This window comes from Hydrogenophaga laconesensis (assembly GCF_031457235.1).
Taxonomy (GTDB): Bacteria; Pseudomonadota; Gammaproteobacteria; order Burkholderiales; family Burkholderiaceae_C; genus Hydrogenophaga; species Hydrogenophaga laconesensis.
Window position 1 is genome coordinate 74,174 of the sequence record NZ_JAVDWE010000014.1, and the last position, 25,421, is coordinate 99,594.

Sequence of the window (25,421 nt, forward strand, 5' to 3'; positions counted from 1 at the left end):
CCATGACCTCTAACTCCTTGAATAGCCCGTCCAGCGAGGCTTCGGTGCTGCAGGCGCGGGACATCACCTTGCGCTTTGGCGGTGTCACCGCGCTGGCCGAGGTCGCCATCGATGTGCGTGACAACGAGCTGCTGGCCATCATTGGACCCAACGGCGCAGGCAAGAGCTCGCTGATGAATGTGCTCAGCGGCTTTTACCTGCCGCAACAAGGCAGCGTGCACTACCGTGGTCAAGACATCAAAGGCCGCGCGGTGCATGAGATCGCGCGCGATGGTGTGGTGCGCACTTTTCAGGGCACCCATTTGTTCTCCAACATGAGCGTGATCGACAACATCCTGGTCGGCCGCTACAGCCAGATGCGATCAAATCTGGCGCAGGCATTTCTCTACTTTCCCTGGACCCAGCGTGAAGAAACGCTGCATCGGGAAGCAGTCGAGGAAATCATCGACTTCCTTGAAATTGAGAATATCCGCCACCAGCCGGTAGGCGCACTCGGCTACGGTCTTCGCAAGCGCGTTGACCTGGGCCGTGCGTTGGCGATGAAACCCAAGGTTCTGTTAATGGATGAACCCATGGCCGGCATGAACACCGAAGAAAAAGAAGATTTGGCCCGTTTCATCATAGACGTGCGCGAGGCCAAGCGCATCCCGGTTGTGCTGGTGGAGCACGACATGGGGGTGGTCATGGATCTGGCAGACCGCGTGGCGGTGCTCGACTTTGGCCGCAAGATCGCCGACGGCACGCCAGCACAAGTGCAGGCCGACCCGGCCGTGATCCAGGCCTACTTGGGAGCTGCGGCATGAGTGCGAACGACCCCGCCCCGGAAGTCGTCATGACCCTGCCGCAGAAGTTGTTCGCCCACGCCCGGGAACATCCCCAGTTGCTGGCGCAGCGCGTCAAGCGCAAAGGTATGTGGCGCTGCCATACATGGGCCGACGTGTTTGATCGAACGCGCAGCATTGCGCTTGGCGCGGCGGCGCAGGGCCTGCAGCGCGGCGAAACCGTGATCGTGATCGGCGAGAACGAACCCGAGCATTACTGGGCGCTGTTTGCGGCCCAGTCACTGGGCGCCAAAACCGTGTCGGTTTACCCGGATGCCACCGTCGACGAATTGCATTACCTGTGCGAGGATTCAAAGGCCCGTTTCATCTTCGCGCAGGATCAGGAGCAGGTTGACAAGGCGCTCGCGCTGCTGGAGCGACTGCCTGATATCCAGGGCATCGCCTACTGGGACAACTCGGGCATGTGGTCGTACCGGCATCCGCTGCTGCAATCCTTTGATGACCTGACCGCTGAAGGTCGGCGTCAGCACGAGAAGCACCCGCTGCGCTTCGAACGTGAAGTCAACGCCGGCCAGGCGGACGATCTGGCGCTACTGACCTACACCTCCGGCACCACCAGCAAGCCCAAGGGCGTGATGATCAGCCACCGTTGGCTGATGGACAACGCGGTTCGGATGAGGAGCGCGTTGCCGCTGCAATCCGGCATGGAATATTTGTCTTACACGCCGCTGGCCTGGATCACCGAGCAGTTGCTGGGTGTGACCCTCGGGCTGATCACGCCCCTGGTGGTCAACTTCCCGGAGGGCCCCGACCAGGTCTTGCCGAACTTGCGCGAACTCGCGCCACACATCGTGCTGTTCGGCCCGCGCCAATGGGAGAACATCGCCGCCACCATCGAGGCGCGCATGCTCGCAGCGAGTTGGATGGCGCGCGGCATCTACCGCTGGGGCATCCGCATCGGCCACGACGTGCATGTGGCGCGGCTCGAAGGGCGCACGGCACCGTGGCTGTCGCGCCTGCTGCTGCCGGTGGCCGAAGCGCTGGCCCTGCGTCCGGTGCGCGATCAGTTCGGCTTTGTTCGCAGCGACGTCGCGGTTTCAGGCGGCACCGCCATGGCGCCCGACGTGTTTCGTTTGTTTCACGCCATGGGCGTCCATTTGCGCAATATTTATGGCTGCTCGGAGTTTGGTCTGATTGCTGGCCACCGCGGCGAGCGCTACGACCTCGAAACCGTGGGCCCGCTGCTGGATGTGGACCCAGCCTTCGGCGCACCGCTGGAATCGCGCATCGAGGACAACGGCGAGCTGCTGCTGCGCGGCGGTACCGGCTTTCTCGGCTACTGGGGCAAGCTCGACAAGACCGCCAGCATCCAGCGCGACGGCTGGTACGTCAGCGGTGACGCAGTGCGCAAGACCGAGAGCGGAGAACTCGTGTACCTCGACCGCGTGGAACACCTGGTCAAACTCGCCAGCGGTCACTCGTATCCCCCGCAGTTCATCGAGACGCGGTTGCGCTTTTCGCCCTTCATCAAGGACGTGATGGTGCTGGGCGACGCCACCCGGCCCTGGGTTGGCGCGCTGATCAACATCGACATGGCGGTGACCAGCCGCTGGGCCGAGGAGCGGCGCATCGCATTCTCCACCTTCACCGACCTGTCGCAACGGCCCGAGGTGCGGCAACTGGTGCAGGGCGAAATCCGCCGCATCAACAAACTGCTGCCAGAAAGCTCGCGGGTGGTGCGCTTCGCCAATTTTCCGAAGGAGCTCGATCCCGACGAAGGCGAACTCACCCGCACGCGCAAGCTGCGCCGAGAGTTTCTCGAGGTGCGCTATGGAGCTCTGATTGACGGACTGTATGCAGGTGTCGCCGACATTGCCTGCGAAATAGCCGTGACCTACCAGGACGGCCGCCAAGGCGCGTTGCGCGCAACCGTGGTGGCCACCGACATTGAAGGAACACACACCCCATGATCATCGAATTCATCAACTACACCATCAACGGCGCGCTGCTCGGCCTGCTGTATTCGCTGGTGGCAATGGGCTTTGTCGTCATCTACCGCGCCAGCAAGGTCTTCAACATGGCGATCGGCGAGATGATCGTGCTGGGCGCCTTCCTGCTGTGGTGGGCGATCCAGTCGCGCGGCATGCATCCGGCGCTGGGCATCGCCGTTGCACTGGGCATTTCGGTGCTCATCGGGCTGGCGATTGAACGCCTGTTGTTCAGGCGGCTGATTGGCGAGTCGGTGTTCTCGATGATCATGGTCACCATCGGGTTGCTGATCCTGATGCGCGGACTGGTGCTGGTGATCTGGGGCCCGCAGGAGCGCCAGTTCCCCGCCATCTTTCCCCTCACGCCCATCATCCTGGGCGAGATGATCATCCCGCGCTCGCTTGCCATCGGTGGCCTCATCGCGGTGGTGGCGGCTGTGGCGCTGCACTGGTTCTTCAACCGCAGCCGCACCGGGCTGGCGATGGCGGCGGTGGCCGAGGATCACCAGATCGCTCTGGCCATGGGCATTAGCGTGCGCCGCTCCATCGCCTTCGCCTGGGCGCTAAGCGGTGTGCTGTCGGTCATCACCTCGATGGTCTACCTGAGCGGCAAGTCGCTGACATTCCTGTCCTCCGAAATCGGCTTCGCCGCCCTGCCGGTGGCCCTGCTGGCAGGGCTCGAATCCATCGGCGGCCTGCTGCTGGCGGGCATCATCGTCGGGGTCGTGCAGGGACTGACCGCCGCCTACATCGACCCGCTGATCGGTGGCAGTGCCGCTGCCGTCGTCCCCTATATCTTCATGCTGGTGGTGCTGGTTATTCGTCCGACCGGCATGTTCGGCTGGAAACGCATTGAAAGAGTCTGACCCATGGATCCATCCGGCATTTTTTCCACCAGCTATGCGCGCGACCGCGCGCTGATCCGCACGCGCGCCCAGTGGGTCACCCTGGCGCTGTTCATTGTCATTCTGCTGATCCTCCCCTGGTTCGCCTCGGAGCGTCTGGTAGCCGTAGCCAACCTGATGCTGGTCACGTCCATCGTGGTGGTCGGGCTGCAAATCACCACCGGCTACGCCGGGCAGATCAACCTGGGCCAGGCTGCCTTCATGGGGGTCGGTGCCTACGCCGCCAGTGTGGTCGAGGTCAAGGCCGGGCTGCCGTTTTGGGTGGCAGTGCCGGTTGCCGGCCTGGTGGCTGCGCTGGCCGGTTGGCTGTTCGGCATGACAGCGAAACGCATCAAGGGTTTCTACCTCGCACTGACCACCATCGCGGCCCAGTTCATCTTCCACTTCGTTGTCCTGAACCTGCCCTCATCCTGGCTCGGCGGCGTCAATGGTTTCAGCCTGGAGCCTGCGAGGCTGGGCACATTTTTGTTCAACACCGACCGTTCTCTGTATTACCTGTTTCTTGTCGTCACCATGGTGATGGTATTCGGCGCTTTCGGCATCCTGCGCAGCCGCCACGGGCGCGCCTTCGTCGCCGTGCGCGACGACGATGTGGCCGCCGGCATGATGGGCATCGACGTGGCCGGCGCCAAGTCGCGCGCCTTTGTGCTCGGCGCTTTTTACGCTGGCATCGGCGGTGCCCTGTGGGCCTACCAGGTGCGCTTCGTCTCGGTCGACCAGTTCACGCTGTTCAACTCGATCTGGTTCATTGCCATGATGATCGTCGGCGGGCTCGGTTCGATCGTCGGGGCACTGATCGGCACCGTGCTCATCCGGGGCGTCCAAGAAGTCATCACCAGTCTGGGCCCCGACCTGGTCGAGCGAATTCCCAGCCTGAGCAGCGACCTGATCTTCGCCAGCATGAATGTGTTTCTCGGCCTCATCATCACGCTGTTCCTGCTGCTTGAACCGAAAGGCCTGATGCACCGCTGGAACATCCTGAAAGCCAACTACCGGCTCTGGCCGTTTCACCACTGAGCCCGCCCGGCACAGCGAGTCGCAATTCCCCCCGCCCCTTTTCCTCACCACCACCACAACTGGAGACAAGCATGCAACGCAAAACCTTTCTGAAACTCACGACCGCCCTGGCCACTGGCCTGCTGCTGAACGCGCCCGCCCACGCGCAAACGACGACGATCAACGTGGCCGCCTTTGCCGACTTCGCCGGCCCCTACGCCAACGTCATGCCACAGATGCAAGGCGGGCGACTCGCCGTGATCGAGTGGTGGAACAAGGAAGTCGGTAGCAAGCTCAACGTGCAGATCGTCGTCAAAACCTTCGACACGCGCTACGACGTGGCTCAAACCGCCAGCCTGTGGCCCGGCATCAAGGCCGAAGTCAAACCCGCGCTCCTGCTCGGCCTCGGCGGCCCGGATGCCGCCGCGCTGCAGCAACGCTTGCCGGAAGACAAGATCCCCATGCTCATGAGCACCGCCACCTACGGCTTCGGCTGGAAACCCAACCAATGGGCCCTGAACCTGCGCCCCACCTACGCCCATGAGGCGGGCGGATTCCTGGAATGGTTCCGCACCACCAAACTCGATGGCAAGCGCCCTGTCAAGGTTGCGATCATCACCTCCGAAGCCACCCCCGCTTATGCCGACATGGCCAAGGGCCTGCAAAGCTACACCAAGGCCAACCCGGACAAAGCCACCTTCGTCGAGGCGGTCTGGACCGAAGTGCAACCGGCCGACGTGACCCTGGCAGTGCGTCGCTTGGTCAACGCTGGCACCGACGTGATCGTGATCCAGACCAACACCGCGCAGGCCGTGGCCACCAAGCGTGCGCTGCAGGCGTTGGGTAAAAACGTCCCGATCATGCTCTCGCTGCACAACAGCTTGGTGGGATCATCCAAGGCACTGGGCGACCCGAACGGCTTTGCCGGTGATTTCGAGGTGGGTGCCATCGCCGATGCCAGCGAAAGTGACTCGACCGCACGCGAGTTCTACAGCATGTTGCAGGAAAAGCACGGCCTGAAATCGACCTGGAATGCCATGACCATCATGGGTCTTGGACAAACCATCGTGGCCGTGCGCGCGATTGAAGCCACCATCAAGGCCAAGGGCGCCGGCAAAGTCACCGGTGAATCCGTGCGCGAGACCTTGATGAACAGCCAGTTCACCAGCAACGACCTGATGGGCATACTGCCAGGCGCGGACTTCAGCAACGACAACCCCTTCCCCACCGGCACCGCCAAGGTCAACATCGTGACCATGAAGGACGGCAAGGTCGTTCGGGCGGCGGGCGATGTGGCCGTCCCAATGGTGCCCAAATGGTGAATTCAGCCCTTGCTGCAGCACCGGATCAACGGACCACGCCCGATGCGGCCGCCAATCCGGCGGTGCTGACGCTGTCCAACGTCGAGGTGCTGTATGCCGAGGTGATCCTGGCGCTCAAGGGCATGTCGATGCAGGTCCCCGAAGGCGGATGTGTGGCGCTGCTGGGCGCCAACGGCGCAGGCAAGAGCACCACCCTCAAGGCCATCTCCGGCGTCATTGACTCGGAAGATGGCCGCGTCTCAGGGGGGACGATCACCTTCGACGGCCGACCGATTCAGGGGCACGACCCGGCGACCGTGGTGCGCGGTGGTCTGGTTCATGTGATGGAAGGCCGGCGCGTGCTGCAGCACATGACGGTCGAGCAAAACCTCATCATCGGCGGCCACATGTTTCCATCGGCGCAGGCGATGCGCCGGGCGATGGACAGCGTGTACGAAGCGATTCCGCGCCTGGCCGACCTGCGAAAACGCACGGCCGGTTATCTGTCGGGCGGCGAGCAGCAAATGCTGGTGATCGGGCGCGCGATCATGGCCGAGCCGAAACTCATGCTGATCGACGAGCCGTCACTCGGGCTGGCGCCGCGCATGGTCGAGGAAGTCTTCAGCGTGCTGCGCCACCTGCGTGAGCAGGGGCTGTCGCTGCTCATCGTCGAACAAAACACACGCGTGGCCCTGGAGATCGCCGACTATGGTTATGTCATGGAGAGCGGTCGCATCGTGCTGGAGGGGCAGGCCCAGGAACTCCGCGACAACGAGGATGTGCGCGAGTTTTATCTCGGCCTGGACCGCGAGGGGGTGCGCAAGAGTTTCCGAGAGGTCAAGCACTACAAGCGGCGCAAGCGCTGGCTGGGGTAACAAACGGCTGGCTTGTGGTTCAAATTCAGTTTCAGGAGTAACGACAAATGAGTGGTCCCTTGCAGGGGTTGAAAGTTATCGAGTTCGGCGGCATCGGCCCCGGACCGTTCTGCGCGATGATGCTGTCCGACATGGGTGCGGATGTGATCCGCCTGGACCGCAAGGCCGACAAGGGCAAAGACCGCGGGGAAGGCGCCTTCCTGGCCAGTGGTCGGCGCAGCGTGCTGCACCGCGGCCGGCGTTCGGTGGCGGTCGATCTGAAGTCACCCGCAGACGTACAGCGGGTGCTGGAGCTGGTCGACGGGGCCGACGCAATCATCGAGGGTTTTCGCCCGGGCGTGATGGAGCGGCTGGGATTGGGCCCGGACGTGCTGCTGGCACGCCACCCGCGACTCGTCTACGGACGCATGACCGGCTGGGGTCAGGACGGCCCGCTCGCGCAGGCCGCCGGGCATGACATCAACTACATTGCGCTGTCGGGCGCGCTTAGCATGATTGGCCGCTCGGACGGCGGGCCAGTAGCGCCGCCGGCGATGGTTGGCGACCTGGGCGGCGGCGGCATGATTCTAGCCTTTGGCATCGTTTGCGCTTTGCTTGAAGCGCGCTCCTCTGGCCATGGTCAGGTGGTCGATGCTGCGATCACCGACGGCGCTGCGCTGCTGACCTCCATCGTCTGCGACCTCAAGGCGCTGGGAATGTGGAAGAATGAGCGGCAGGCCAACCTGTTGGATGGCGGATCGCATTTCTACGACACCTATGAGTGCGCTGACGGGAAATGGATCTCGATCGCATCACTGGAACCCCAATTCTATGTGCTGCTGCTGGAGAAGCTGGGCATCAGCGATCCCGAGTTTCAACGGCAACGCGATCCGGCCGTCTGGCCGACACTCAAACGCCAGGTCACCGACATCTTCCGCTCCCAGCCGAGCACGCACTGGTGTGCGTTGCTGGAAGGGACCGACGTGTGCTTTGCGCCGGTGCTGACTCTGGAAGAGGCTGCACATCATCCACACAACAGCGCGCGCGGCACTTTCTTTGAGCGAGACGGCGTGCTCCAACCTTCGCCGGCACCAAGGTTCAGCCGGACGGTGACTGATCGCCCAGGCCCCGCACCGTTCATTGGCGAACACGACGACGAACTCTTGTAGTCGAAGAATGGTGGGGGCTGGGGAAAACGGACCACAGGCATTCGACGCAGTTTCAGCCCGACCAAATCGAACGCATCAACCGCGAGCTGAAAATCCTTCCGCCGCCCGATGATCATTTGCATTGAGCGGCAGTGCTTTGCCGGGCGGTCTCCGCCGAGCACCGATCAGACCGCTTTGACCAGTGACTTGGTGTAGATGCGGTAGGTGCCGATGCCGCGCGACACGATGTCTCCGTCGAGTGCGTCGAGCGTGACCTTCACCGACACATAGGCCAGCGTCTTGCCGATGTGGTCAGGCGTTGCCGATGCAAACAGGATTCCTGTGCCGACCGCACGCATGAAATCCACGGTGAGCGTGACCGTTACCGACGACTGGATGAGCTGGCCGCTGCCCGGGATCGGCCGGTCGATCAGGGTTCTGCCCCCGACCGCATCGAGCAAGGTCAGGGGCACGCCGCCGTGGAGCACGCCGTGGGGGTTGAGGTGGTCGCGCCGGATCGGCAGCCGGAAATACAGGCCGCGCTCGTTGTGCAGGATGTCGTACCCGACGAGCTGCTGAAAAGGCCCGTGGGAGTATGTTGCCGACGGAAGAGGGGGCTGTGAGGTCACTCTTGATCGACCTTGAAGTAGTCGGGTTTTCCGGCTGGCCAGAACTCGCCCCACAGCAGCATCCCGCCTTCGACGTTGAGTACCTCGCCGGTGATGAACTTGCCCGAGGGTGCGGCGAGGTAGACCACCGCCTCCGCGATGTCCTGCACGTCGCCGGCCCGTTTCATCGGATTGCACGAGTAGAAAGTGGAAACGTTTTCTTCGCGGTAGTTGTTGAAACCGTTGCTCTCGATGGCGCCGGCGCCAATGCAGTTCAGGCGGATGCCGTGCTCTGCCCACTCGATGGCCAGCGTGCGCGACAGCGCGATGACGCCCGCGCGCGAGGCGGTGGTGTGCGCCATGCCCGTGAGGCCGCGGTCGATGGCGGCGGTGATGTTGACGATGTTGCCGGGCCGGCCTTGCTCCACCCAGCGCCTGGCCGCGCCCTGCATCATGTACCAGCTGCCATTGAGGTTGGTGTCGATCACCGCGTTCCAGCCCTTGACGTTGAAGTCCATCGCATGGGCGGCAAACTGGCCGCCAGCGTTGTTGACCAGCACGTCGACGCCGCCCAAACGTTCCCACACGGCACTGAGCATGGCGTCCACCTGCTCGGGGTCGCGGATGGTCATCGGGTAGGTGAATACCTCACGGCCCGACAGCGCGCGCAGTTTTTCGGCGCAGTCCTCGAGTTTGTCGGCCTTGCGCCCGCAGATGGCGAGCGTGGCACCCAGCCGCGCGAACAGGAAGGCAATCGCCTTGCCGATGCCACTGCCGGCGCCCGACACCAGCACCACTTTGCCGGCGAAAAGGTCGTCGCGATAGACCGTCGGGAGTGCGGCCAGGGCCTCGTCGCCCGGGCCGAACTTGGGGTGTTGCGAGTCAGCCGAATTCATGTGTTCACCTTGAAGTAATCGGGTTTGGCGATGGTCCAGACTTCGCCCCAGAGCACGCCGCCGCCATCCACCGTGAGCAGTTCGCCGGTGACGAACTTGCCGCTGGGCGCGCTGAGGTAGACCGCGGCCTCGGCCACGTCCTGCACGTCACCGACATGTTTCATCGGGTTGGCTCCGGCGAAGGCCTTCACCGCCTCGGGGGAGTACTGACGAAAGCCGGTGCTGGCGATCGCTCCAGGCGCTATGCAATTGACGCGGATGCCATGCTGCGCCCACTCCACTGCAACAGTTTTAGACAGGTGAGTCACCGCGGCGCGCGCAGCGCAGGTGTGCGCCACGCCCGGCATGCCCCGCTGGAACGTGGCGACTATGTTGACGATGTTGCCCCGCGTGCCGGTGCCCTGCCAGCGGCGCGCCATCGCATGCATCATGTACCAGGTTCCGTTCAGGTTGGTGTCGATCACCGCCTTCCAGCCCTTGACGCTGTAGTCCAGCGCCCGCTGCGGGAATTGCCCGCCGGCGTTGTTGACGAGCACGTCGATGCGTCCGAAGTGCAGCCAGGCCACGTCGATCAACTGTTCCACCTGCTCGGGATCACGGATCGTCATGGGGTGCACCAGCACATCAGGGCTGCCGAGCCGGCGCAGCCATTCGGCGCAGCTCTCTAGCTTGGCTGGGTCGCGCCCGCAGATGACCAGCTTGGCGCCCAGGCGCGCGTACAGGAAGGCGATGGCTTTGCCGATGCCGCTGCCGGCGCCGCTGACCATCACCACCTGGCCTTCGAAGAGTCCGCTCTGGTAGACGGTGGGGCGGGTTGCGAGGGCTTCATCGTCGAAGCCGAAGGTGGTGTCTTCTGTCATGTTGTCCCTTCAGAATCGGAAAATTCCGTAGTGCGGGTCGGCGATCGGGGCGTGTGCGGCGGCTGAGAGTGCCATGCCCAGTGCGTTGCGGGTGTCAGTGGGCGCCAGCAGACCGTCGTCCCACAAGCGCGAGGTGGCAAAGTAGGCGTTGGATTCGCGTTCGGCCTTTTCGTACACGCGCTGGCGCAATTGCGCCATCTCGGCCTCATCGGGCGTGTGGCCCTTGCGGCGCAACTGGGCGATTTTCACGTCGGCGAGGGTGTTGGCGGCCTGATCGGGGCCCATCACCCCCATGTGCACGTTCGGCCAGGCCCAGATCATCCGTGGATCCCACGCCCGTCCGCACATGCCGTAATAGCCCGCACCGAAAGCTGCGCTGGTGATGACGGTGAACTTGGGCACCTCGCTGCCAGCCTGCGCCATCAACATCTTGGCGCCGTCCTTGGTGATGCCTTCCATTTCGTAGTTGCGGCCGATCATGTAGCCGGTGGTGTTTTGTAGAAACACGAGCGGTGTACGGTTCTGATTGCACAGCGAGATGAAGTGCGCCGCTTTCTTGGAACTGTCGCTGAACAACACGCCGTTGTTGGCGAGGATGCCCACGCGGTACCCCCAGATGTAGGCGTAGCCGCAGATCAGCGTGGTGCCATAAGCGGGTTGGTATTCGTGGAAGCGGCTGCCGTCGACGATGCGGGCAATGAGTTCGCGCTGGTCAAACTGCACCCGGTGGTCGGGCGAGACGATGCCCAGCATTTCGTCGGGGTCGTAGTAGGGTGGCTCGGCATCGCGTTCTGGCAGGTAGCTTTTCGTCGCGGGCTTGAACTGCGCAACGATCTCGCGGCAAATCGCGATGGCGTGGGCCTCATTGTCAGCGGGGTAGTCGACCGTGCCGGATACCCGCGTGTGTAAATCACAGCCTCCGATCTCGTCGGCGGTGTGCTCCTCACCGGTGGCGGCCTTCACGAGCGGTGGCCCGCCGAGGAACACGCCGCCGGTGCCACGCACAATGATGCTGTAATCGCACAGCGCCGGGATGTAGGCACCGCCGGCGGTGCAGTGGCCGAACACCATCGCGACCTGCGGCACGCCGGCCTTGGACAGCAGGCATTGGTTGCGGAACACCCGGCCACCCTCGATGTACACGCCTGACAGTTCTTCAAGGAAGGCGCCGCCGCTGTCGCACAAATGCAGGACCGGCAACTGGTTCTCCAGCGCGATGTCCAGCAGTCGTGCCAGCTTGCGTGGCGTGAGCGTGTACCAGACACCGCCCTTGACGCTGGAATCGTCGGCGTGGATCAGCACCTCGCGGCCACTGACCACGCCCAGGCCAGTGACCACATTGGCACCCGGGACCTCGCCGTTGTAGTCCTCGCAGGCAGCCAGCGCCGAGAACTCAAGAAAGGGCGTACCGGGATCTAGTAGCAGGTCCAGCCGTTCACGTACCAGTAATTTGCCCTGCGCGCGCACGCGCTTGATCTCATGCGGCGGACGTTGGTGGCGCGTGATTTCCATGCGCTCGCGAAAACTCGTGACGATGGCGCTCATGGCTTGATGGTTTCGCCGGAACGCTTCGGATGCGGTGTCGATGCGGGAGTCGATGCGTTTCATCAATCGGTTCTCAGGGGTCTTGCAGCGTCACGAGGGTGGACTTGAGAGCGAAGGTGTTGCCAACGGCAAAGTGCACAGTCTTGACCCGGGCGTCGCGCGGTGCCGTCAGCGTGGTTTCCAGCTTCATGCTTTCGATCACGATGAGCGGTTGGCCCGTGTGCACGGCATCGCCGGCTGCTACATGAACCGCGATCACCGTGCCGGGCATTGGCGCCTGCAGCAAGTCGGAAGCGGCACCGGCCCGGTCGCCGCCGGAGGCTGCGCTGAGATCGATCACCTCGACTTCAAGGGCACCGGTGGCCGCACTGTGCACGAATCGACTGTCGCCTTGCGCGGCGATCCTGACGGCTTGCGGGCGCTGATCCACGGTGACCCGCCAACGGCCATCAGGCAGCGTCTTCCCCTGCATCTCGAATTTGCGTTCGCCATGGCTGACGTGGAACACGCCATTCGCTCCACGTGTTACCACGAGGTCATGGACCTTGCCATTGATGACATAGCGGCGGCGCATCGTCAATTCCTCCAGGGTCCCATGGCGGCGTGCATCGCGGGAATGGAGTGAACGGCGCGCAACAGTTCGCGGTCGGCGAGCACCGCCGATGCCAGTACCAGGTCGATGTCATCGGGGGTGAGAGACTCGCGCAGCTCGTCGGCGCAGCGTGCCAGCATGCCGGTGTCGGCCTGCCCAGCACGGAACTCGGCATGGCGCAGTACCCGCGTGAGGTAGCGTGCGTTGGTGGTCAGACCCAACAGCACCGATTGCTCAAGCGCCAGGATGGAGCGTTCGATAGCCTGTGCACGCGTGTTTGCATGGCAAATAATTTTGGCGATCATGGGGTCAAATGCGGCAGTTACCGCCTGTCCTTCGCGCACGCCGGCATCAACCCGCACGCCGGGACCAGAGGGTGGTCGCCAGCACAGGATGTCACCGGTGGAGGGGCGAAAATCATGCTCGGCGTCTTCGGCGTAAAGCCTGCATTCGATGGCGTGACCAAGCTGCACGATGTCCGCCTGGGTGTAGCCGAGCGGCTCACCCTGGGCGACGCGTACCTGTTCGCGAACGAGGTCAAAGCCCGTCACCATTTCGGTGACCGGGTGTTCGACCTGCAGACGCGTGTTCATCTCAAGAAAGTAAAACTCGCCACCGGCGCCGTAGATGAACTCCACGGTGCCGGCGCCGCGATAGTTGGCGGCGCGGGCAATGCCGGCTGCGGCTTCGCAAATATCGTGGCGCTGCACCGGTGAAAGGGCCGGGGAGGGGGTTTCTTCAATGATTTTCTGGAAGCGTCGCTGCACTGAACATTCACGCTCCCAGAAATGCACCAACTGGCCATGCGCGTCGCCCATCACCTGCACCTCGATGTGGCGTGGGCGCTCCACATAGCGCTCGACAAACAGCCGACCGTCGCCAAAATAGCGCTCACCTTCGCGCCGTGCGGTCTCGATCTCGCGATCCAACACGGCGAGGTCACGCACGATTCGCATGCCCTTGCCGCCACCGCCGGCTGAAGGCTTGATCAGCAGCGGCGCGCCGAGCGCCCTGGCGCGCTCGACGAAGCTGGCCGGGTCATCGTCCTCGATGGCGCTCGGTGCCACCGGAAAGCCGCGTTGGGCGACGAAGCTGCGCGCGCGCACTTTGTCGCCCATCAGTTCGATGCTGTCCGGACGCGGGCCAATGAAGACGATGCCAGCAGCTTCCAGCGCACGCGCAAACGCCGTGTTTTCAGACAGGAAGCCGTAACCGGGATGCAGCGCCTGTGCCCCACTGCGCCGACACGCTTCAACCAACTGCGCGATATCGAGGTAGGCCGCCACGGGCGTCAAGGCGTGCAATTCGACCGACTCGTCAGCCTCCAGCACGGCCGGGCTATCGGCGTCCACCGCGTGGTGGGCCACCACGGTGGCGAGCCCCATGCCCTTGAGTGTGTGCAGGATCCGCAGCGCGATCTCGCCACGGTTGGCGATCAGAACTTTTTGAAACACGGGCGGAACCAGTTGTACGGCGGGTGACGAACGGCGTCTGGTGTCAATCGAGCACGGGGATGGGTTCGGACACGCGCTCGAAGCGGGAGTTTTTGGCGTCCGAGCGCAACACGAGCACGCTGCTCGGCGAGTGCCGGTCATTGGGGCCGAAACTGATGGGAGAAGCCAGCCCATCGGTGTTGAAGTTCTTGGTTGTCTCCAGCTTCTCGACGACACAGGCGCGGGTCAGCGCCTTGCCACAGCGGCGGATCGCGTCTTCCATCAGCAGCGCACCGACGTAGGCTGTGATCGAATAGCGGTTGAGCGACTTCAACTCGTCGGCTGACAGATATTTCTGTGCCAACCCCATGAACTTGGCCATGCCTGGCACCGACAGGTCGGTCAGAGGCGGGACATAGTCTGCGACGAAGTAGCCGTCGCCCGCGGCACCGGCGAGCGCCTGAACAGGGGTCAGGTGGGCCGAGTGCACGGCAAGGAAGGTCAGCGACATCTGGTTTTTAGCGGCTTCCTTCATCAGCATCGAATGCTCGGCTACCACGCCGCCCGACGCGAGAAAGGTCGCTCCCACCTGCTTCAGACTCAGCATCTCAGCCGAGAAGTCCTTGGTGCCACGCTTGAAGGAGATCTCGGACACGCTGTTAAGCCCCAGATCCTTGATCGCCTTCTGGTAGCCGCAACGCACGTCGCTGCCAAACTCGTCATCCTGATAGACCAGCGCAAACTTCTCCTTTTGCAACTTCTTGCTAGCGACCATGTTTTTCATGGCGGAGCTCAACTCCTGACAATAGGTTGGCCCGATCACAAATACCGTTTTGTTCGGTGGAGTGAAGTGCGCTGCTGCCACGGCCATCGCGTTGATGGTTGGCAAGCCTTGCTCGTTGATGTAGGGCAGCATGGCTTGCAGCATCGCTGAGCCCGAGGTGCCGATGAGGCCGAAGATGCCTTCCACGTCGACCAGTCGCTTGACGCCTTGCACAGCACGCTGAGGCACATAGCCGTCATCTTCCTGGCGAATTTCCACCTTGCGGCCGTTGATGCCACCGCGGGCGTTGACATCCTGCTCCCATACCCGCAAGGCAAGCATGTGGGCCTTGCCCAGCAGGCTAGGGGGGCCGCTGACGGGCGTCACCGAGCCGAGGACGATTTTGGCGTCGGTCACGCCGGGGTCGGCAGCAGCGGCGGTCGTGGCCGTCAGGCTGATAACCATGCTGAGCAGACTGGCGGCGGCATATCGAAAGTATTTGCGTGTCATGAAAAGGCACTCCTGGTTGAGTAATGGGGGAGGGGCTGGTGGCACGTCGTCTTGATTACTTGGAACTCAGAAATTCAGAGGCTCGCTCGAATTTCCCGGCGCTGGCATTCGCCTTGAGCAAAATGGGGCGGGTCCCCGACTGTCGAATATTGGGCCCGAAGGTCAAGGGGGCCATGATGCCGTCGCTGGTGAAATTGTTGGTCTGCTCGAGCTTTTCAACCACGCAGGCACGCGTGAGGTTTTTGGCACAGGCGTTGAGCGCTGATTCGAGCAACTGGACACCCACATAGGCGGTCAATGAATACCGGTTCATGTCCTTGACCTCATTGGCTGAGAAATATTTGTAGGTCAGTGCGGTGAGTTTGCCAATGCCCTGTGTTTGTGTGTCGGTCACTGGAGGCACATACTCGGCGACGTACACGCCGTCTGCTGCCGGGCCGGCCAGGGCCAGTACCGCAGGCAGATGCGAAGGGTGAGCGGCCAGGCGCACGGCTTGCATCTGGTTCTTCGCGATCTCTTTGAGCATGGCGGCGGTTTCGGTGATGATGCCGCCGGTCAGCACGAAGGTGGCGCCGGCGCGCTGCACGCTCAACACCTCGGCGGAAAAATCCTTCGCCCCGCGTTTGTAGGCAACTTCGATGCTGCTTTTCAAGCCGAGCTCTTTCAGGGCCTGTTCGTAGCCGCATTTGACGTCGGTGCCGTAATCGTCTTCCTGGAAGATCAGGCCGAACTTCGATCCCTGCAGCTTCTGGGATGTGACCAGATGCTTCATGCTGGCAGAGACCTCCTGGCAGTAAGTTGCCCCGATATTGAACAGCGTCTTGTGCGGTGGGTTGAAGTGGGCGCTGTTGACGGCGATATGGTTGATGGCGGGAATTTTCTGCTCGTCGATGATGGGCAGCATGGCCAGCAACTGCGACGAGCCGGAGGTGCCGATCAATGCAAAGATCTGTTCGACATCGATCAGTTTTTTGAGACCCTGAACGGTGCGCTGCGGCACATAGCCGTCGTCCTCGATGCGAATGTCGATTTTGCGTCCGCCGATGCCGCCGCGCGAATTGACGTCCTGCTCCCAAACTTTCAGGGTCGTGGCAATGGCCTTGCCAATGATGCTGGGCGGGCCGCTCAGCGGAATGACCGCGCCAAGCACGAGTTTCTCGTTCGTGACCCCGGGATCTGCCGCCAGTGCGCTGTCGAAGGTCAGTGCGGCGAGGGCGCCGAGGCAAAAGCGCTGGGTCAGCTTCTGTAGTGTTCGCATCGCAGGTCTCCTATGGAATAAGCAGCGCGTGTGTTGCGGGGTCAGAATCGGAAGGGCCAATGGGTCCAGTAATGCTTGATGTCGCGCCATCGCCCCATCAGGCCATCGGGCTCAAAACGCAGGAACAACACAATCGCGAGTCCATAAATGACGCCTTTGATCTCATAGGCGGCAGTGGAGCCCGACCCGCCGAAGCTGGCGCCGATCATGCCGAACACGAAGCCCAGGCTTTCGTTGAGCAGGACGATGAAAGCCGTTCCGAGCAAGGCGCCGGCTACAGAACCCAGGCCGCCGACGATGAGCATGGAGAGCACCTCGATCGATATCAGCAGGCTGAAGCTGTCGACATTCAGGTAACGTGTGTAGTAGGCCAGCAAGCCTCCGGCGATGCCGGTGTAGAAGGCGCTGACCATGAACGCCAGCAACTTGTAGCGCACCAGGTTGACGCCCATGGCCTTGGCTGCGATGTCGTGCTCCCGAATCGCCAGGAACGCCCGGCCAATGCGGCTGCGCAGGATGTTCAGGGTGATGAAGGTGAACACCACCACAAAGCACAGCACCACGTAGTAGTAGCCACGTTCTGCCCCCAGCGCCTGACCGAACAGCGAGGGTTGCGGCACCGTCAAGCCTTCCGAGCCTCCGGTCAGGTCGCCACCGTTGAGGATCAGGTGGTTGATGATCACGGCAAATGCCATCGTCGTGATGGCCAGGTACAGCCCTTTGAGACGCAGCGAGGGTATGCCCACGATGATCCCGGCGATGGCCGCGCTCACGCCACCGGCGAAGATGGACGCCAGCATTGGCCAACCAAGTTTGCTGGCCACGATGCCGGCCGTGTAGGCGCCGACCGCCAGAAACCCCGAGTGCCCGAGCGAGATCAGCCCGGTGGTCCCGGTCAGCAGGTTCAGGCCCAACACCCCCACCGCTGTGATCAGCAGCAGCAGAATGACGGAGACATAGTACTTGGCCAGCAGCAGTGGCGCGGCCGCCAGCAGCGCCACCAGCAGACACGACCAGACGATGACAGGAACCGAGTCGGTCAGTGCCAGCAGCTGACGATAGTTTTGTTTGAAGTTTCCGCTTCGCATCAGACACGCTCGATTTCAGGTTTGCCGAACAGGCCATAGGGTCTGACCATAAGGACGACGAGGATCAAAACAAAACCGGCGATCTCCTTCATGCCGCGGCCGATATAGCCTTCCGACAGATTCTCGACCACCCCGATCAGGATGCCGCCGAGTGCGGCGCCGAACACCGAGTCCAGCCCGCCCAAGATGACCGCGGGAAAGCTGCGCAGACCTGTCGTCCACATGCCGGGATTGACGTCGTAGACCACGCCGATCAACACGCCCGCAATGGCGGCGAGCCCCGCCGACAGGGCCCAGGACAAGGCGAAAATGCGCTTGACATTGATGCCCATCAGCAGGGCTGCAGTTTGCACGTTGGCGGTGGCACGCATGGCGATACCGACCCGCGAATAGCGAAAGAAGGTCCACAGGCCGAGCAGTACGGCCGCCATCAGCCCAACGGAATACAGCTGCGCCGGGTACAGGCCGGCCGGGCCGATCTTGATGACCTCCGTTGGCAGGCCGGCATTGAGCGGCATGGGGTCTGCGCCCCAGATCAGCACCACCACCGAGCGTAGGATCACGGCCAGGCCAATGGTCACCATCACCGTGGAAAACACCGGCTGACCAAGCATCGGACGGATCAGCAAGACCTCGATCAGCAGGCCAATCAGCACCGAGGCCGCGACAGTTGCTGCCAGCATGAGCCAGAAGCCAAATTGGAAGGTGCCGGCCAGGGTGAAGGCGATGTAGGACACCAGCATCATCAGCTCGCCCTGGGCGAAGTTCACCACGCCGGTGGCGCGGTAAATCATCGCAAAGCCCATGCCGATGAAGCCGTAGAGCAGGCCCACGGCGATGCCGGAAATGACCAGTTGCAGAAAATAGTCCATCAGCCCGCTCCTGCGCCGTAGATGATCGCGATCTCTTTCGCGAAGGTTTTTTCGATGACGTTGCGGCGCACCTTCTGGGTGGCGGTGAGTTCGCCGTCGTCGTGGTCGAGTTCTTTTTCCAGGATCAGGAACTTGCGGATGTTCTCGACCCGGGCAAACAGCTTGTTCACACGCTTGACGTCCTCGTCGATCAGTTCGCGCACCTCGGGCAGCGCGGCCAGGCTCTTGTAGGTGGTGTAGGCCAGTTTGCGTTCTTGTGCCCACTTGCCGACCGTTTCGTAGTCGACCTGGATCAGCGCCGCCAAATAGTGGCGTCCGTCGCCCAGGATGATCGCCTCGCGCACATACAGGCTGTCCTTGAGCGCGTTTTCGATCTCCGAGGGCGCGATGTTCTTGCCGCCGCTGGTGATGATGATGGCCTTCTTGCGGTCAACGATCATCAGCTCGCCGTTGTCAGCCAGCGCCACGATGTCGCCCGTGTGCAGCCAGCCGTCCACCACGGTCTTGGCGGTGGCGCCTTCGTCGTGGATGTAGCCCTTGAACACGGCGGGGTGCTTGACGACGAGCTCGCCGTCCTCCGCGATCTTCCAGTTCAGGCCGTCGATGGGCAGGCCGGTGGCGCCCAGTTTGATCGCTTTTTCATGCTGGAAGAAGATCACCCCGCCGGACTCGGTCATGCCGTAGACCTGGTACACCGGAATGCCGAGGATGCGGAAGAACTTCAGTACCTCGGGCGAGACGCTGGCGCCGCCACAGAAGCCGCACTGCATGCGGTCCAGGCCGACGAATTTCTGCAGATTGCGAAACATCAGCAACCACAGAACGAAGAAGTGCAGGCGATCCGACAGACTGCGCTGGCCCCCTTGCGCCTCGACCTTTTCGAACAGACGGCGCCCGGCATCGAAGCAGCGCTGGAAAGCCCAGCGCTGAAAGCGCGAGGCGTCCTGCATGCGGATCAAAATGCCTTGCTGCAGCTTCTCCCAGATGCGCGGCACGCCCAAAAACACCGTGGGTGCGATCTCGCGCAGATTGACGGCTACCGTGTCGATCGATTCGGCGTAATTGACCACGCCACCGGTGAGCAGGTGCATGACCGTCGAGAAGGCACGCTCGGCTACGTGGCACAACGGCAGGTAGCAGACCACTTCGTAGTTGTGCCGGTCGAGCTTGAAATGGGTTTTGAGCTTGTCAACGGTGACGATCAAGTTGCGGTGCGACAGCATCGCGCCCTTGGGCGGCCCGGTGGTGCCCGAGGTGTAGACCAGCATGCAGGTGTCGTCGGGTTGGGTGTCCTCGATGGCGCGATCAAAGGTTCCCGCGTGCTGAGGCGATGCCGCGGCGTATTGGTCTCCTAGCTCAAGCACGTCCTCGAACGACATCAGCTTGTCGTGTTTGTAGCTGCGCATCCCCTTCATGTCGACGCAGATGATCTTCACCAGGTCGGGCAGGCCGGTGTCGTGCTTGGCCATGGCGTCGAGCACCTTGTCGACCTGTTCCTGATCGCCGCAGACCACGAACTTGCTGTTCGAGTGGTGCACGATGTACTGCAGTTCCGGCCACGGGTTGGTGGGGTAGATGCCCACCACGACACCGCCGATGGCTTGCGTGGCCAGGTCGGTGAACATCCACTGCGGACTGTCCTCGCTGGCAATCGCCAGCCGGTTGCCCTTGTCGAAGCCCAGAGACTTGAGACCGAGGGCGAAGCGGCGCGCCGTTTCGAAATAGTGCTGCCAGGTCATCCGGTTCCAGATGCCGTAATCTTTCTCGCGAAACGCGAGCGCATCCGGAAAGCGCTGTGCCCAGTGCTGGAGCAGCTTGGGGAATGTGGTGTTACCGTCGCGCAGCAACGCGTCCAGGTTGTCGATCACGCGGCCTCCTTGGTTTTGCTGCCCAGGTAGGCGTCGATCACGGCCGGGTTGGCCGATATCTCGACCGGCGTGCCCTCGCCGATCTTGCGGCCGAAGTTGAGCACGCAGACGCGGTCGGAGATGTCCATCACGATGCCCATGTCATGCTCGACCATGAGGACCGAAATGCCGAGTTCGTCGCGGATGTCCAGCACGAAGCGGGCAATGTCTTCGGTCTCCTCGCTGTTCATGCCCGACACCATTTCGTCCAGCAGCAGCAACTTGGGCTCGGTGGCCAGTGCGCGCCCCAACTCGACCCGCTTTTGCAGGCCATAGGACAGGGTGCCCACCGGCATGTCGCGAATTTCCTCGATTTCGAGAAAATCGATGATCTCTTCCACCTTGCGACGGTGTTCGAGCTCCTCGCGCCGCGCCCGTCCGAAGAACCACGAGGCATCCAGCACGTTGGTGGCCATGTGGCAGTGGCGGCCGACCAGCAGGTTGTCCACCACGCTGGCATGTTTGAACACCGCCAGGTTCTGGAAGGTCCGACCGATGCCGATGGCGGCCAGGCGGTGTGCCGGCATGCCGGTGATGTCGCTGCCATCGAAATGCACGGTGCCGCTGCTGGGCTTGACGACGCCGCTGATCATGTTGAAGGTGGTCGTCTTGCCGGCCCCGTTGGGGCCGATCAGGGAATAGATTTCACCGCGCCGAACGTGAAAACTGACACCGGCAACGGCTTCGACGCCGCCGAAGCGCTTGGACAGGGTTTCGACCCTTAACAATGTGTCGTTCATGTTTTTTCTCAGGACAGCCAGCGTTTGCGCCGCTTGTAATGCTTCACGTCGCGCATGTTCTTGCGCGATCCACCTTCGCCGAAGCCTAGGTAGAACTCTCGCACGTCGTCGTTGCGCAGCATCTTGTCGGCCTCACCGTCGAGCACCACGCGGCCGTTTTCCATGATGTAGCCATAGTCGGCAATGGCCAGCGCCATCTGTGCGTTCTGCTCCACCAGGAGAATGCCCATGCCTTCCTGGCGGCACAGGCGGGTGATGATGTCGAAAATCTCTTCGCTGATCTGTGGCGCCAGACCGAGCGTGGGCTCGTCGAGCATCAGCAGTTTCGGGGACGACATCAGCGCGCGGCCGATAGCCACCATCTGCTGTTCGCCGCCCGACAGGTAGCCCGACACCGTGCTGCGTTTTTGCACCAGACGCGGGAACAGCCCATACACCATCTCCATCTGGCGTCTGGCGTCGGTCAAACTGCGTGTGTAGCCGCCCATCACGAGGTTTTCCTCGACCGTCAACTGGTCGAACAGGCGGCGCCCCTCGGGCACCATGACCACGCCGGCGCGCACGATTTCGTCCGGCGCCAGGCCGGTCAGCTGGCGGTTTTCAAACGTGATCTGGCCACCCTTGATCTCACCGTCTTCCGGATACAGAACGCCCGAAATGCCTTTGAGCGTGGTAGATTTCCCGGCCCCGTTGGAACCGAGCAGGGCGACTATGCGACCTTTGCCGACGGCCAATGAGGCCTCTCGCACCGCCTCGATGGTGTTGTCGTAAACGATCTGGACATTGGTGAGATTCAGCATGACAGGCCGCTACTTGCGCTGTGCTGCGGCGACTTAACCATTGAACGGGTTTGCTGGTCGAGCGTAGTGGAGGGGTGCGCCAGGATGGCAGCCGCAGTTGTGCAGACCTTCGGATCGGATGGGCCGGGTGCATGGGCGCGACCATGGTCTCTGGTTGCCAGGGTGCCGGTCGAGGGGGCAGTTAATTTTCTCAAAGGTTGTCCCGTGTTGGCCGTGTTGGGCAGCGTGCCTGCCATGTGCCTTACCGTTCGGTAGGCGCCATGCCTTGTTTGCATGATGGTAATCTAACGGTAGTTAGGCTGACGTCAACTCGGGAAATCCCTATGCAGGTGCCATCAAGTCCGGGTGCAAGTGCGGGCGGCAACTTCTGGCCAGGCTCGCTACAGCATGAATGCCGGTGATTCACCCTCGGCGGATTCAAGACTGAAGTGCAACAACTGCCCCCGAGTACGGTCCGCAGATACAAAGCAGCCCACCCAAGCGCAAACGACTACCTCGCAACAAAGGAAAAGGCCGAAGAGCTCAGATACTATTGCTCCGGCCCCATGAATCTTGAACTTCCGTGGATCGTTTGCCTGTGGCAGTCCGTCCACGACTCGCGACTTCAAAGGGCCGGATCAATAGATGGACATGGTGAGCATCCATGTGCGTCCGCCCGAGATTGAAGACCGGCAGTTGCCCGGGCACGGGGAGGGTGACCTGATCGAGGGTGCTGCGAACGCCAGCGCGGTGGGCACCCTGGTGGAGTGCACCAGTCGGGCTGCTCATGCTCATCAAGCTGCACGGGTTCAAGCCCGCCAGCGCGGTCAATGTCCTGCAGGCCTTCTCTGACAAGCTGCTGAGGCTCGCCGAGCCTATGTGCCAGAGCATGACGTACGACCAGTGCCGGGAGAAGGCGATGTACAGGGAACTGAGCCGACGCACGGACATTGCGGTGTACTTCTGTTACCCCCACAGCCCTTGGCAGCGAGGCTCTAACGAGAACTCCAACGAGCTGGTGCGCCAGTACCAGCCCAAGGGCTCGGACCTCTCAGGGTACAGCCAGGAGCAGCTCGATGCGATTGCCGATCAGATCAACAACCCGCCCTGGAAGGGGTAGGGCGCACGATCCCCCTCTGGCAGTCTATCGGGACCTCCTGCTCAATAGCACGCAACACCCACCCTCGTTCATTGAAACCCAGGGTATTGCACTTTAGATTTGAATCACTCTCGGCTACATTCCCGCGTAGTTCGGCCCGCCGCCGCCTTCGGGCGTGAACCAGACGATGTTCTGAGTCGGATCCTTGATGTCGCAGGTCTTGCAGTGCACGCAGTTCTGCGCGTTGATCTGCAGCCGGTCCGAGCCGTCGTCGTTCTTTACGAATTCGTAAACGCCGGCCGGGCAGTAACGGCTCTCGGGGCCGGCGTATTTCGCCAGATTGATCTGCACCGGCACGCTGGCGTCCTTGAGCGTCAGGTGCGCGGGCTGGTTTTCTTCGTGGTTGGTGTTGCTGACGAACACGCTGGAGAGCCGGTCGAAGGTGAGCTTGCCGTCGGGCTTGGGGTAGCTGATCTGCGGCATCTCGGCGGCCGGGCGCAGGCTGGCGTGGTCGGCCTGGGTGCGGTGGATCGTCCAGGGCGGACGCTTGATGCCAAGCCTGGGCAGCAGCCACTGTTCAATGCCGGTCATCAGGGCTCCGACGAGGCTGCCCTTCTTGAACCACTGTTTGAAGTTGCGCGACTGGTCGAGTTCGGTGTGCAGCCAGCTGTTTTTGAACGCAGCGGGGTAGGCGCTGAGTTCGTCGCCGCTGCGTCCGGCGGCCAGGGCTTCAAACGCGGCTTCGGCGGCCAGCATGCCGCTCTTGATGGCGGCGTGGCTGCCTTTGATGCGTGCGGCGTTCAGGTAGCCGGCATCACAGCCGACCAGCGCGCCGCCCGGGAACACGGTCTTGGGCAGGCTGAGCAGGCCACCGGCGGTGATGGCGCGCGCGCCGTAGCCGATGCGCTTGCCACCTTCGATGTGGGCGCGAATGGCGGGGTGGGCCTTCCAGCGCTGCATTTCCTCAAAGGGGCTGAGCCATGGGTTCTTGTAGTCGAGCCCGGTGACGAAGCCCAGCGTGACCTTGTTGCCTTCCAAGTGGTAGAGAAAACCGCCGCCGTAGGTCTGGCTGTCCATCGGCCAGCCGGCCGTGTGCACCACCCGACCAGGTTGGGCGCGGGCCGGGTCGATCTCCCACAGTTCCTTGATGCCGATGGCATGGCTTTGTGGATCGCGGCCTTCGTCGAGCTTGTATTTCGTGATGAGCTGTTTGCCCAGATGGCCGCGCGCGCCTTCGGCAAAGATAGTGTATTTGGCATGCAACTCCATGCCGAGCTGGAAGCCGTCGTGCGGCAGGCCGTCCTTGCCAATGCCAAGGTTGCCGGTGGCGACACCCTTTACGGAAGGTAAATTCCCGATCTCCGAACCGTTGTCGTTGTACAGCACCTCGGCGGCTGTGAAGCCGGGGAAGATTTCCACGCCCAGGGCTTCCGCCTGCTCGCCCAGCCACTGGGTCAGGGCGCCCAGGCTGATGACGTAATTGCCCTCGTTGTGGAAGCAGTCGGGCACCAGGAAGTTGGGCGTGCGCCTGGAGCCGGTTTCGCTCAGGAAAAGCACGTCGTCACCGGTGACGGGTTGGTTCAGCGGTGCGCCCAGCTCCTTCCAGTTGGGGAAGAGTTCGTTCAGCGCGATGGGGTCCATGACCGCGCCGGAGAGGATGTGAGCACCGGGCGCGGAGCCTTTCTCCAGCAGCACCACGGAGACGTCCGCGCCCTTTGCTGCCGCGAGCTGCTTGAGGCGGATGGCTGTGGCCAAACCGCCGGGGCCGGCACCCACCACTACCACGTCGTATTCCATCGCCTCGCGCGGGCCGTATTGTTCGAGCAGGGAGGTGGGCTTCATGCGGAGAGAGTCAAAAAGTTGGCGATCCTGGGGCCGAAGTTGACGAAATAAAAAGGGGAGGTCAGGGTCGGCTGTCGACCGGCAGCGGCGGTGCGGTGCGCGGTGCGCCGTCACGTTTGTAGACCATCACCGTGCGTTTGAAGGTGCAGACAATCACGCCGCTCTGGTTATAGCCTTCGGTGCGCACCGTGACGACGCCGACATTGGTTCGCGACCGCGACTCGCGCCTATCCAGTACCGTGGTGCGGGAGTAAATCGTGTCGCCTTCAAACACTGGATGCGGAAGTCGAACTTCGTCCCACCCCAGGTTGGCCATGACGTTTTGCGAGACATCGCTCACCGTCTGCCCCGTCACGAGGGCCAGCGTGAGGCAGGAATTGATGAGCGGACGGCCGAACTCCGTCTGCGCGGCGTAGTGGGCATCGAAGTGCAGCGGAGCCGTGTTTTGCGTCAGCAACGTGAACCAGATGTTGTCGTTCTGGGTCAGGGTGCGGCCGAGGGCATGCCGATACTCGTCGCCGACCTCGAAGTCTTCATAGAACCGGCCGCGCCACCCTTCCTTGACAGTCATTTTTTGATCCTTCGGCGTGTTGTTCAATTTGCGATTTCCAAGATGCAGTCGGTTGGCGTGCCACTGAGCCACGTAGGCGACATG

22 protein-coding genes and 1 pseudogene are annotated in these 25,421 nt (G+C 62.5%); 8 read left to right on the top strand and 15 right to left on the bottom strand.

The window, feature by feature from the left end; genetic code table 11:
- Window positions 1-2 precede the first annotated feature (2 nt).
- The 7 genes from J2X09_RS20945 (at window position 3) to J2X09_RS20975 (ending at window position 7,995) form a co-directional block, all read left to right on the top strand.
- Window positions 3-803, top strand: coding sequence for an ABC transporter ATP-binding protein (locus J2X09_RS20945; RefSeq protein WP_182118906.1), 801 nt, complete (start codon window positions 3-5; stop codon window positions 801-803).
- A complete protein-coding gene (locus J2X09_RS20950; RefSeq protein WP_310309232.1) occupies window positions 800-2,752 on the top strand; it encodes an AMP-dependent synthetase/ligase in 1,953 nt (650 codons plus the stop codon). Before J2X09_RS20945 ends, J2X09_RS20950 begins: the two co-directional genes overlap by 4 nt.
- Window positions 2,749-3,636 carry a branched-chain amino acid ABC transporter permease gene (locus J2X09_RS20955; protein ID WP_204734805.1) on the top strand — a complete coding sequence of 296 codons (888 nt, stop codon included), beginning with the start codon at window positions 2,749-2,751 and terminating at the stop codon, window positions 3,634-3,636. The genes J2X09_RS20950 and J2X09_RS20955 overlap by 4 nt, the downstream gene beginning before the upstream one ends.
- Before the next feature lie 3 nt (window positions 3,637-3,639).
- Entirely contained in the window at window positions 3,640-4,692 is a 1,053-nt protein-coding gene (locus tag J2X09_RS20960; protein ID WP_008905432.1) for a branched-chain amino acid ABC transporter permease, read from the top strand.
- 71 nt (window positions 4,693-4,763) lie between these two features.
- Complete coding sequence (locus J2X09_RS20965) at window positions 4,764-5,993, top strand: ABC transporter substrate-binding protein (RefSeq protein ID WP_182118907.1); 1,230 nt, start codon at window positions 4,764-4,766, stop codon at window positions 5,991-5,993.
- Window positions 5,987-6,847 (top strand): ABC transporter ATP-binding protein, encoded by an 861-nt coding sequence (locus J2X09_RS20970; protein ID WP_204734804.1) that lies wholly within the window; start codon window positions 5,987-5,989, stop codon window positions 6,845-6,847. Before J2X09_RS20965 ends, J2X09_RS20970 begins: the two co-directional genes overlap by 7 nt.
- 47 nt (window positions 6,848-6,894) lie before the next feature.
- Window positions 6,895-7,995: a CaiB/BaiF CoA transferase family protein gene (locus J2X09_RS20975; protein WP_204734803.1), complete on the top strand. Its 1,101-nt coding sequence runs from the start codon at window positions 6,895-6,897 to the stop codon at window positions 7,993-7,995.
- 164 nt (window positions 7,996-8,159) lie between these two features.
- Here J2X09_RS20975 and J2X09_RS20980 read toward each other — a convergent pair whose 3' ends face one another.
- Genes J2X09_RS20980 through J2X09_RS21040 form a run of 13 tightly spaced genes read right to left on the bottom strand, consistent with a single transcriptional unit; the run spans window position 8,160 to window position 21,846 of the window.
- Complete coding sequence (locus tag J2X09_RS20980) at window positions 8,160-8,603, bottom strand: PaaI family thioesterase (RefSeq protein ID WP_182118908.1); 444 nt, start codon at window positions 8,601-8,603, stop codon at window positions 8,160-8,162.
- A complete protein-coding gene (locus tag J2X09_RS20985) occupies window positions 8,600-9,478 on the bottom strand; it encodes an SDR family oxidoreductase (RefSeq protein ID WP_008905437.1) in 879 nt (292 codons plus the stop codon). The genes J2X09_RS20980 and J2X09_RS20985 overlap by 4 nt, the downstream gene beginning before the upstream one ends.
- Window positions 9,475-10,338: an SDR family oxidoreductase gene (locus J2X09_RS20990; RefSeq protein ID WP_008905438.1), complete on the bottom strand. Its 864-nt coding sequence runs from the start codon at window positions 10,336-10,338 to the stop codon at window positions 9,475-9,477. The genes J2X09_RS20985 and J2X09_RS20990 overlap by 4 nt, the downstream gene beginning before the upstream one ends.
- A gap of 9 nt (window positions 10,339-10,347) precedes the next feature.
- Window positions 10,348-11,946, bottom strand: coding sequence for an acyl-CoA carboxylase subunit beta (locus J2X09_RS20995; RefSeq protein ID WP_182118909.1), 1,599 nt, complete (start codon window positions 11,944-11,946; stop codon window positions 10,348-10,350).
- A gap of 10 nt (window positions 11,947-11,956) precedes the next feature.
- Window positions 11,957-12,457, bottom strand: coding sequence for a biotin/lipoyl-containing protein (locus J2X09_RS21000; RefSeq protein WP_204734802.1), 501 nt, complete (start codon window positions 12,455-12,457; stop codon window positions 11,957-11,959).
- 2 nt (window positions 12,458-12,459) lie between these two features.
- On the bottom strand, window positions 12,460-13,929 hold the full coding sequence (locus J2X09_RS21005; protein WP_182118910.1) for an acetyl-CoA carboxylase biotin carboxylase subunit: 1,470 nt from the start codon (window positions 13,927-13,929) through the stop codon (window positions 12,460-12,462).
- 43 nt (window positions 13,930-13,972) lie between these two features.
- The gene (locus tag J2X09_RS21010; protein ID WP_204734801.1) at window positions 13,973-15,181 is read right to left on the bottom strand and encodes an ABC transporter substrate-binding protein; all 1,209 of its coding nucleotides are present in this window, start codon (window positions 15,179-15,181) and stop codon (window positions 13,973-13,975) included.
- Between the two features lie 55 nt (window positions 15,182-15,236).
- Entirely contained in the window at window positions 15,237-16,439 is a 1,203-nt protein-coding gene (locus J2X09_RS21015; RefSeq protein ID WP_204734800.1) for an ABC transporter substrate-binding protein, read from the bottom strand.
- Window positions 16,440-16,480: 41 nt separating this feature from the next.
- The gene (locus J2X09_RS21020) at window positions 16,481-17,527 is read right to left on the bottom strand and encodes a branched-chain amino acid ABC transporter permease (protein WP_204734799.1); all 1,047 of its coding nucleotides are present in this window, start codon (window positions 17,525-17,527) and stop codon (window positions 16,481-16,483) included.
- The gene (locus J2X09_RS21025) at window positions 17,527-18,399 is read right to left on the bottom strand and encodes a branched-chain amino acid ABC transporter permease (RefSeq protein ID WP_182118913.1); all 873 of its coding nucleotides are present in this window, start codon (window positions 18,397-18,399) and stop codon (window positions 17,527-17,529) included. Before J2X09_RS21025 ends, J2X09_RS21020 begins: the two co-directional genes overlap by 1 nt.
- Entirely contained in the window at window positions 18,399-20,267 is a 1,869-nt protein-coding gene (locus tag J2X09_RS21030) for an AMP-dependent synthetase/ligase (protein ID WP_204734798.1), read from the bottom strand. The genes J2X09_RS21025 and J2X09_RS21030 overlap by 1 nt, the downstream gene beginning before the upstream one ends.
- Entirely contained in the window at window positions 20,264-21,046 is a 783-nt protein-coding gene (locus J2X09_RS21035) for an ABC transporter ATP-binding protein (RefSeq protein WP_182118915.1), read from the bottom strand. Before J2X09_RS21035 ends, J2X09_RS21030 begins: the two co-directional genes overlap by 4 nt.
- 8 nt (window positions 21,047-21,054) lie before the next feature.
- Entirely contained in the window at window positions 21,055-21,846 is a 792-nt protein-coding gene (locus J2X09_RS21040) for an ABC transporter ATP-binding protein (RefSeq protein WP_008905448.1), read from the bottom strand.
- Between the two features lie 627 nt (window positions 21,847-22,473).
- Between J2X09_RS21040 and J2X09_RS21045 the strand changes: the two are divergent.
- Window positions 22,474-22,939 (top strand): annotated as a pseudogene (locus J2X09_RS21045) (IS30 family transposase); the annotation flags it as partial.
- A 120-nt stretch (window positions 22,940-23,059) separates the two neighbouring features.
- Here the strand turns inward: J2X09_RS21045 and J2X09_RS21050 are convergent.
- A complete protein-coding gene (locus J2X09_RS21050) occupies window positions 23,060-24,766 on the bottom strand; it encodes an electron transfer flavoprotein-ubiquinone oxidoreductase (protein WP_204734796.1) in 1,707 nt (568 codons plus the stop codon).
- Window positions 24,767-24,827: 61 nt separating this feature from the next.
- On the bottom strand, window positions 24,828-25,337 hold the full coding sequence (locus J2X09_RS21055) for a MaoC family dehydratase (protein WP_127806047.1): 510 nt from the start codon (window positions 25,335-25,337) through the stop codon (window positions 24,828-24,830).
- Window positions 25,338-25,421: the final 84 nt, after the last annotated feature.

Coding starts and splice junctions, on each gene's coding strand:
- J2X09_RS20950 (WP_310309232.1), top strand. CDS start 800: ATGAGTGCGAACGACCCCGCCCCGGAAGTCGTCATGACCCTGCCGCAG.
- J2X09_RS21025 (WP_182118913.1), bottom strand. CDS start 18,399: ATGGACTATTTTCTGCAACTGGTCATTTCCGGCATCGCCGTGGGCCTG.
- J2X09_RS20990 (WP_008905438.1), bottom strand. CDS start 10,338: ATGACAGAAGACACCACCTTCGGCTTCGACGATGAAGCCCTCGCAACC.
- J2X09_RS20970 (WP_204734804.1), top strand. CDS start 5,987: ATGGTGAATTCAGCCCTTGCTGCAGCACCGGATCAACGGACCACGCCC.
- J2X09_RS20995 (WP_182118909.1), bottom strand. CDS start 11,946: ATGAAACGCATCGACTCCCGCATCGACACCGCATCCGAAGCGTTCCGG.
- J2X09_RS21035 (WP_182118915.1), bottom strand. CDS start 21,046: ATGAACGACACATTGTTAAGGGTCGAAACCCTGTCCAAGCGCTTCGGC.
- J2X09_RS20965 (WP_182118907.1), top strand. CDS start 4,764: ATGCAACGCAAAACCTTTCTGAAACTCACGACCGCCCTGGCCACTGGC.
- J2X09_RS21040 (WP_008905448.1), bottom strand. CDS start 21,846: ATGCTGAATCTCACCAATGTCCAGATCGTTTACGACAACACCATCGAG.
- J2X09_RS20960 (WP_008905432.1), top strand. CDS start 3,640: ATGGATCCATCCGGCATTTTTTCCACCAGCTATGCGCGCGACCGCGCG.
- J2X09_RS21020 (WP_204734799.1), bottom strand. CDS start 17,527: ATGCGAAGCGGAAACTTCAAACAAAACTATCGTCAGCTGCTGGCACTG.
- J2X09_RS21050 (WP_204734796.1), bottom strand. CDS start 24,766: ATGAAGCCCACCTCCCTGCTCGAACAATACGGCCCGCGCGAGGCGATG.
- J2X09_RS21000 (WP_204734802.1), bottom strand. CDS start 12,457: ATGCGCCGCCGCTATGTCATCAATGGCAAGGTCCATGACCTCGTGGTA.
- J2X09_RS21055 (WP_127806047.1), bottom strand. CDS start 25,337: ATGACTGTCAAGGAAGGGTGGCGCGGCCGGTTCTATGAAGACTTCGAG.
- J2X09_RS20985 (WP_008905437.1), bottom strand. CDS start 9,478: ATGAATTCGGCTGACTCGCAACACCCCAAGTTCGGCCCGGGCGACGAG.
- J2X09_RS20945 (WP_182118906.1), top strand. CDS start 3: ATGACCTCTAACTCCTTGAATAGCCCGTCCAGCGAGGCTTCGGTGCTG.
- J2X09_RS21010 (WP_204734801.1), bottom strand. CDS start 15,181: ATGACACGCAAATACTTTCGATATGCCGCCGCCAGTCTGCTCAGCATG.
- J2X09_RS20955 (WP_204734805.1), top strand. CDS start 2,749: ATGATCATCGAATTCATCAACTACACCATCAACGGCGCGCTGCTCGGC.
- J2X09_RS20975 (WP_204734803.1), top strand. CDS start 6,895: ATGAGTGGTCCCTTGCAGGGGTTGAAAGTTATCGAGTTCGGCGGCATC.
- J2X09_RS21015 (WP_204734800.1), bottom strand. CDS start 16,439: ATGCGAACACTACAGAAGCTGACCCAGCGCTTTTGCCTCGGCGCCCTC.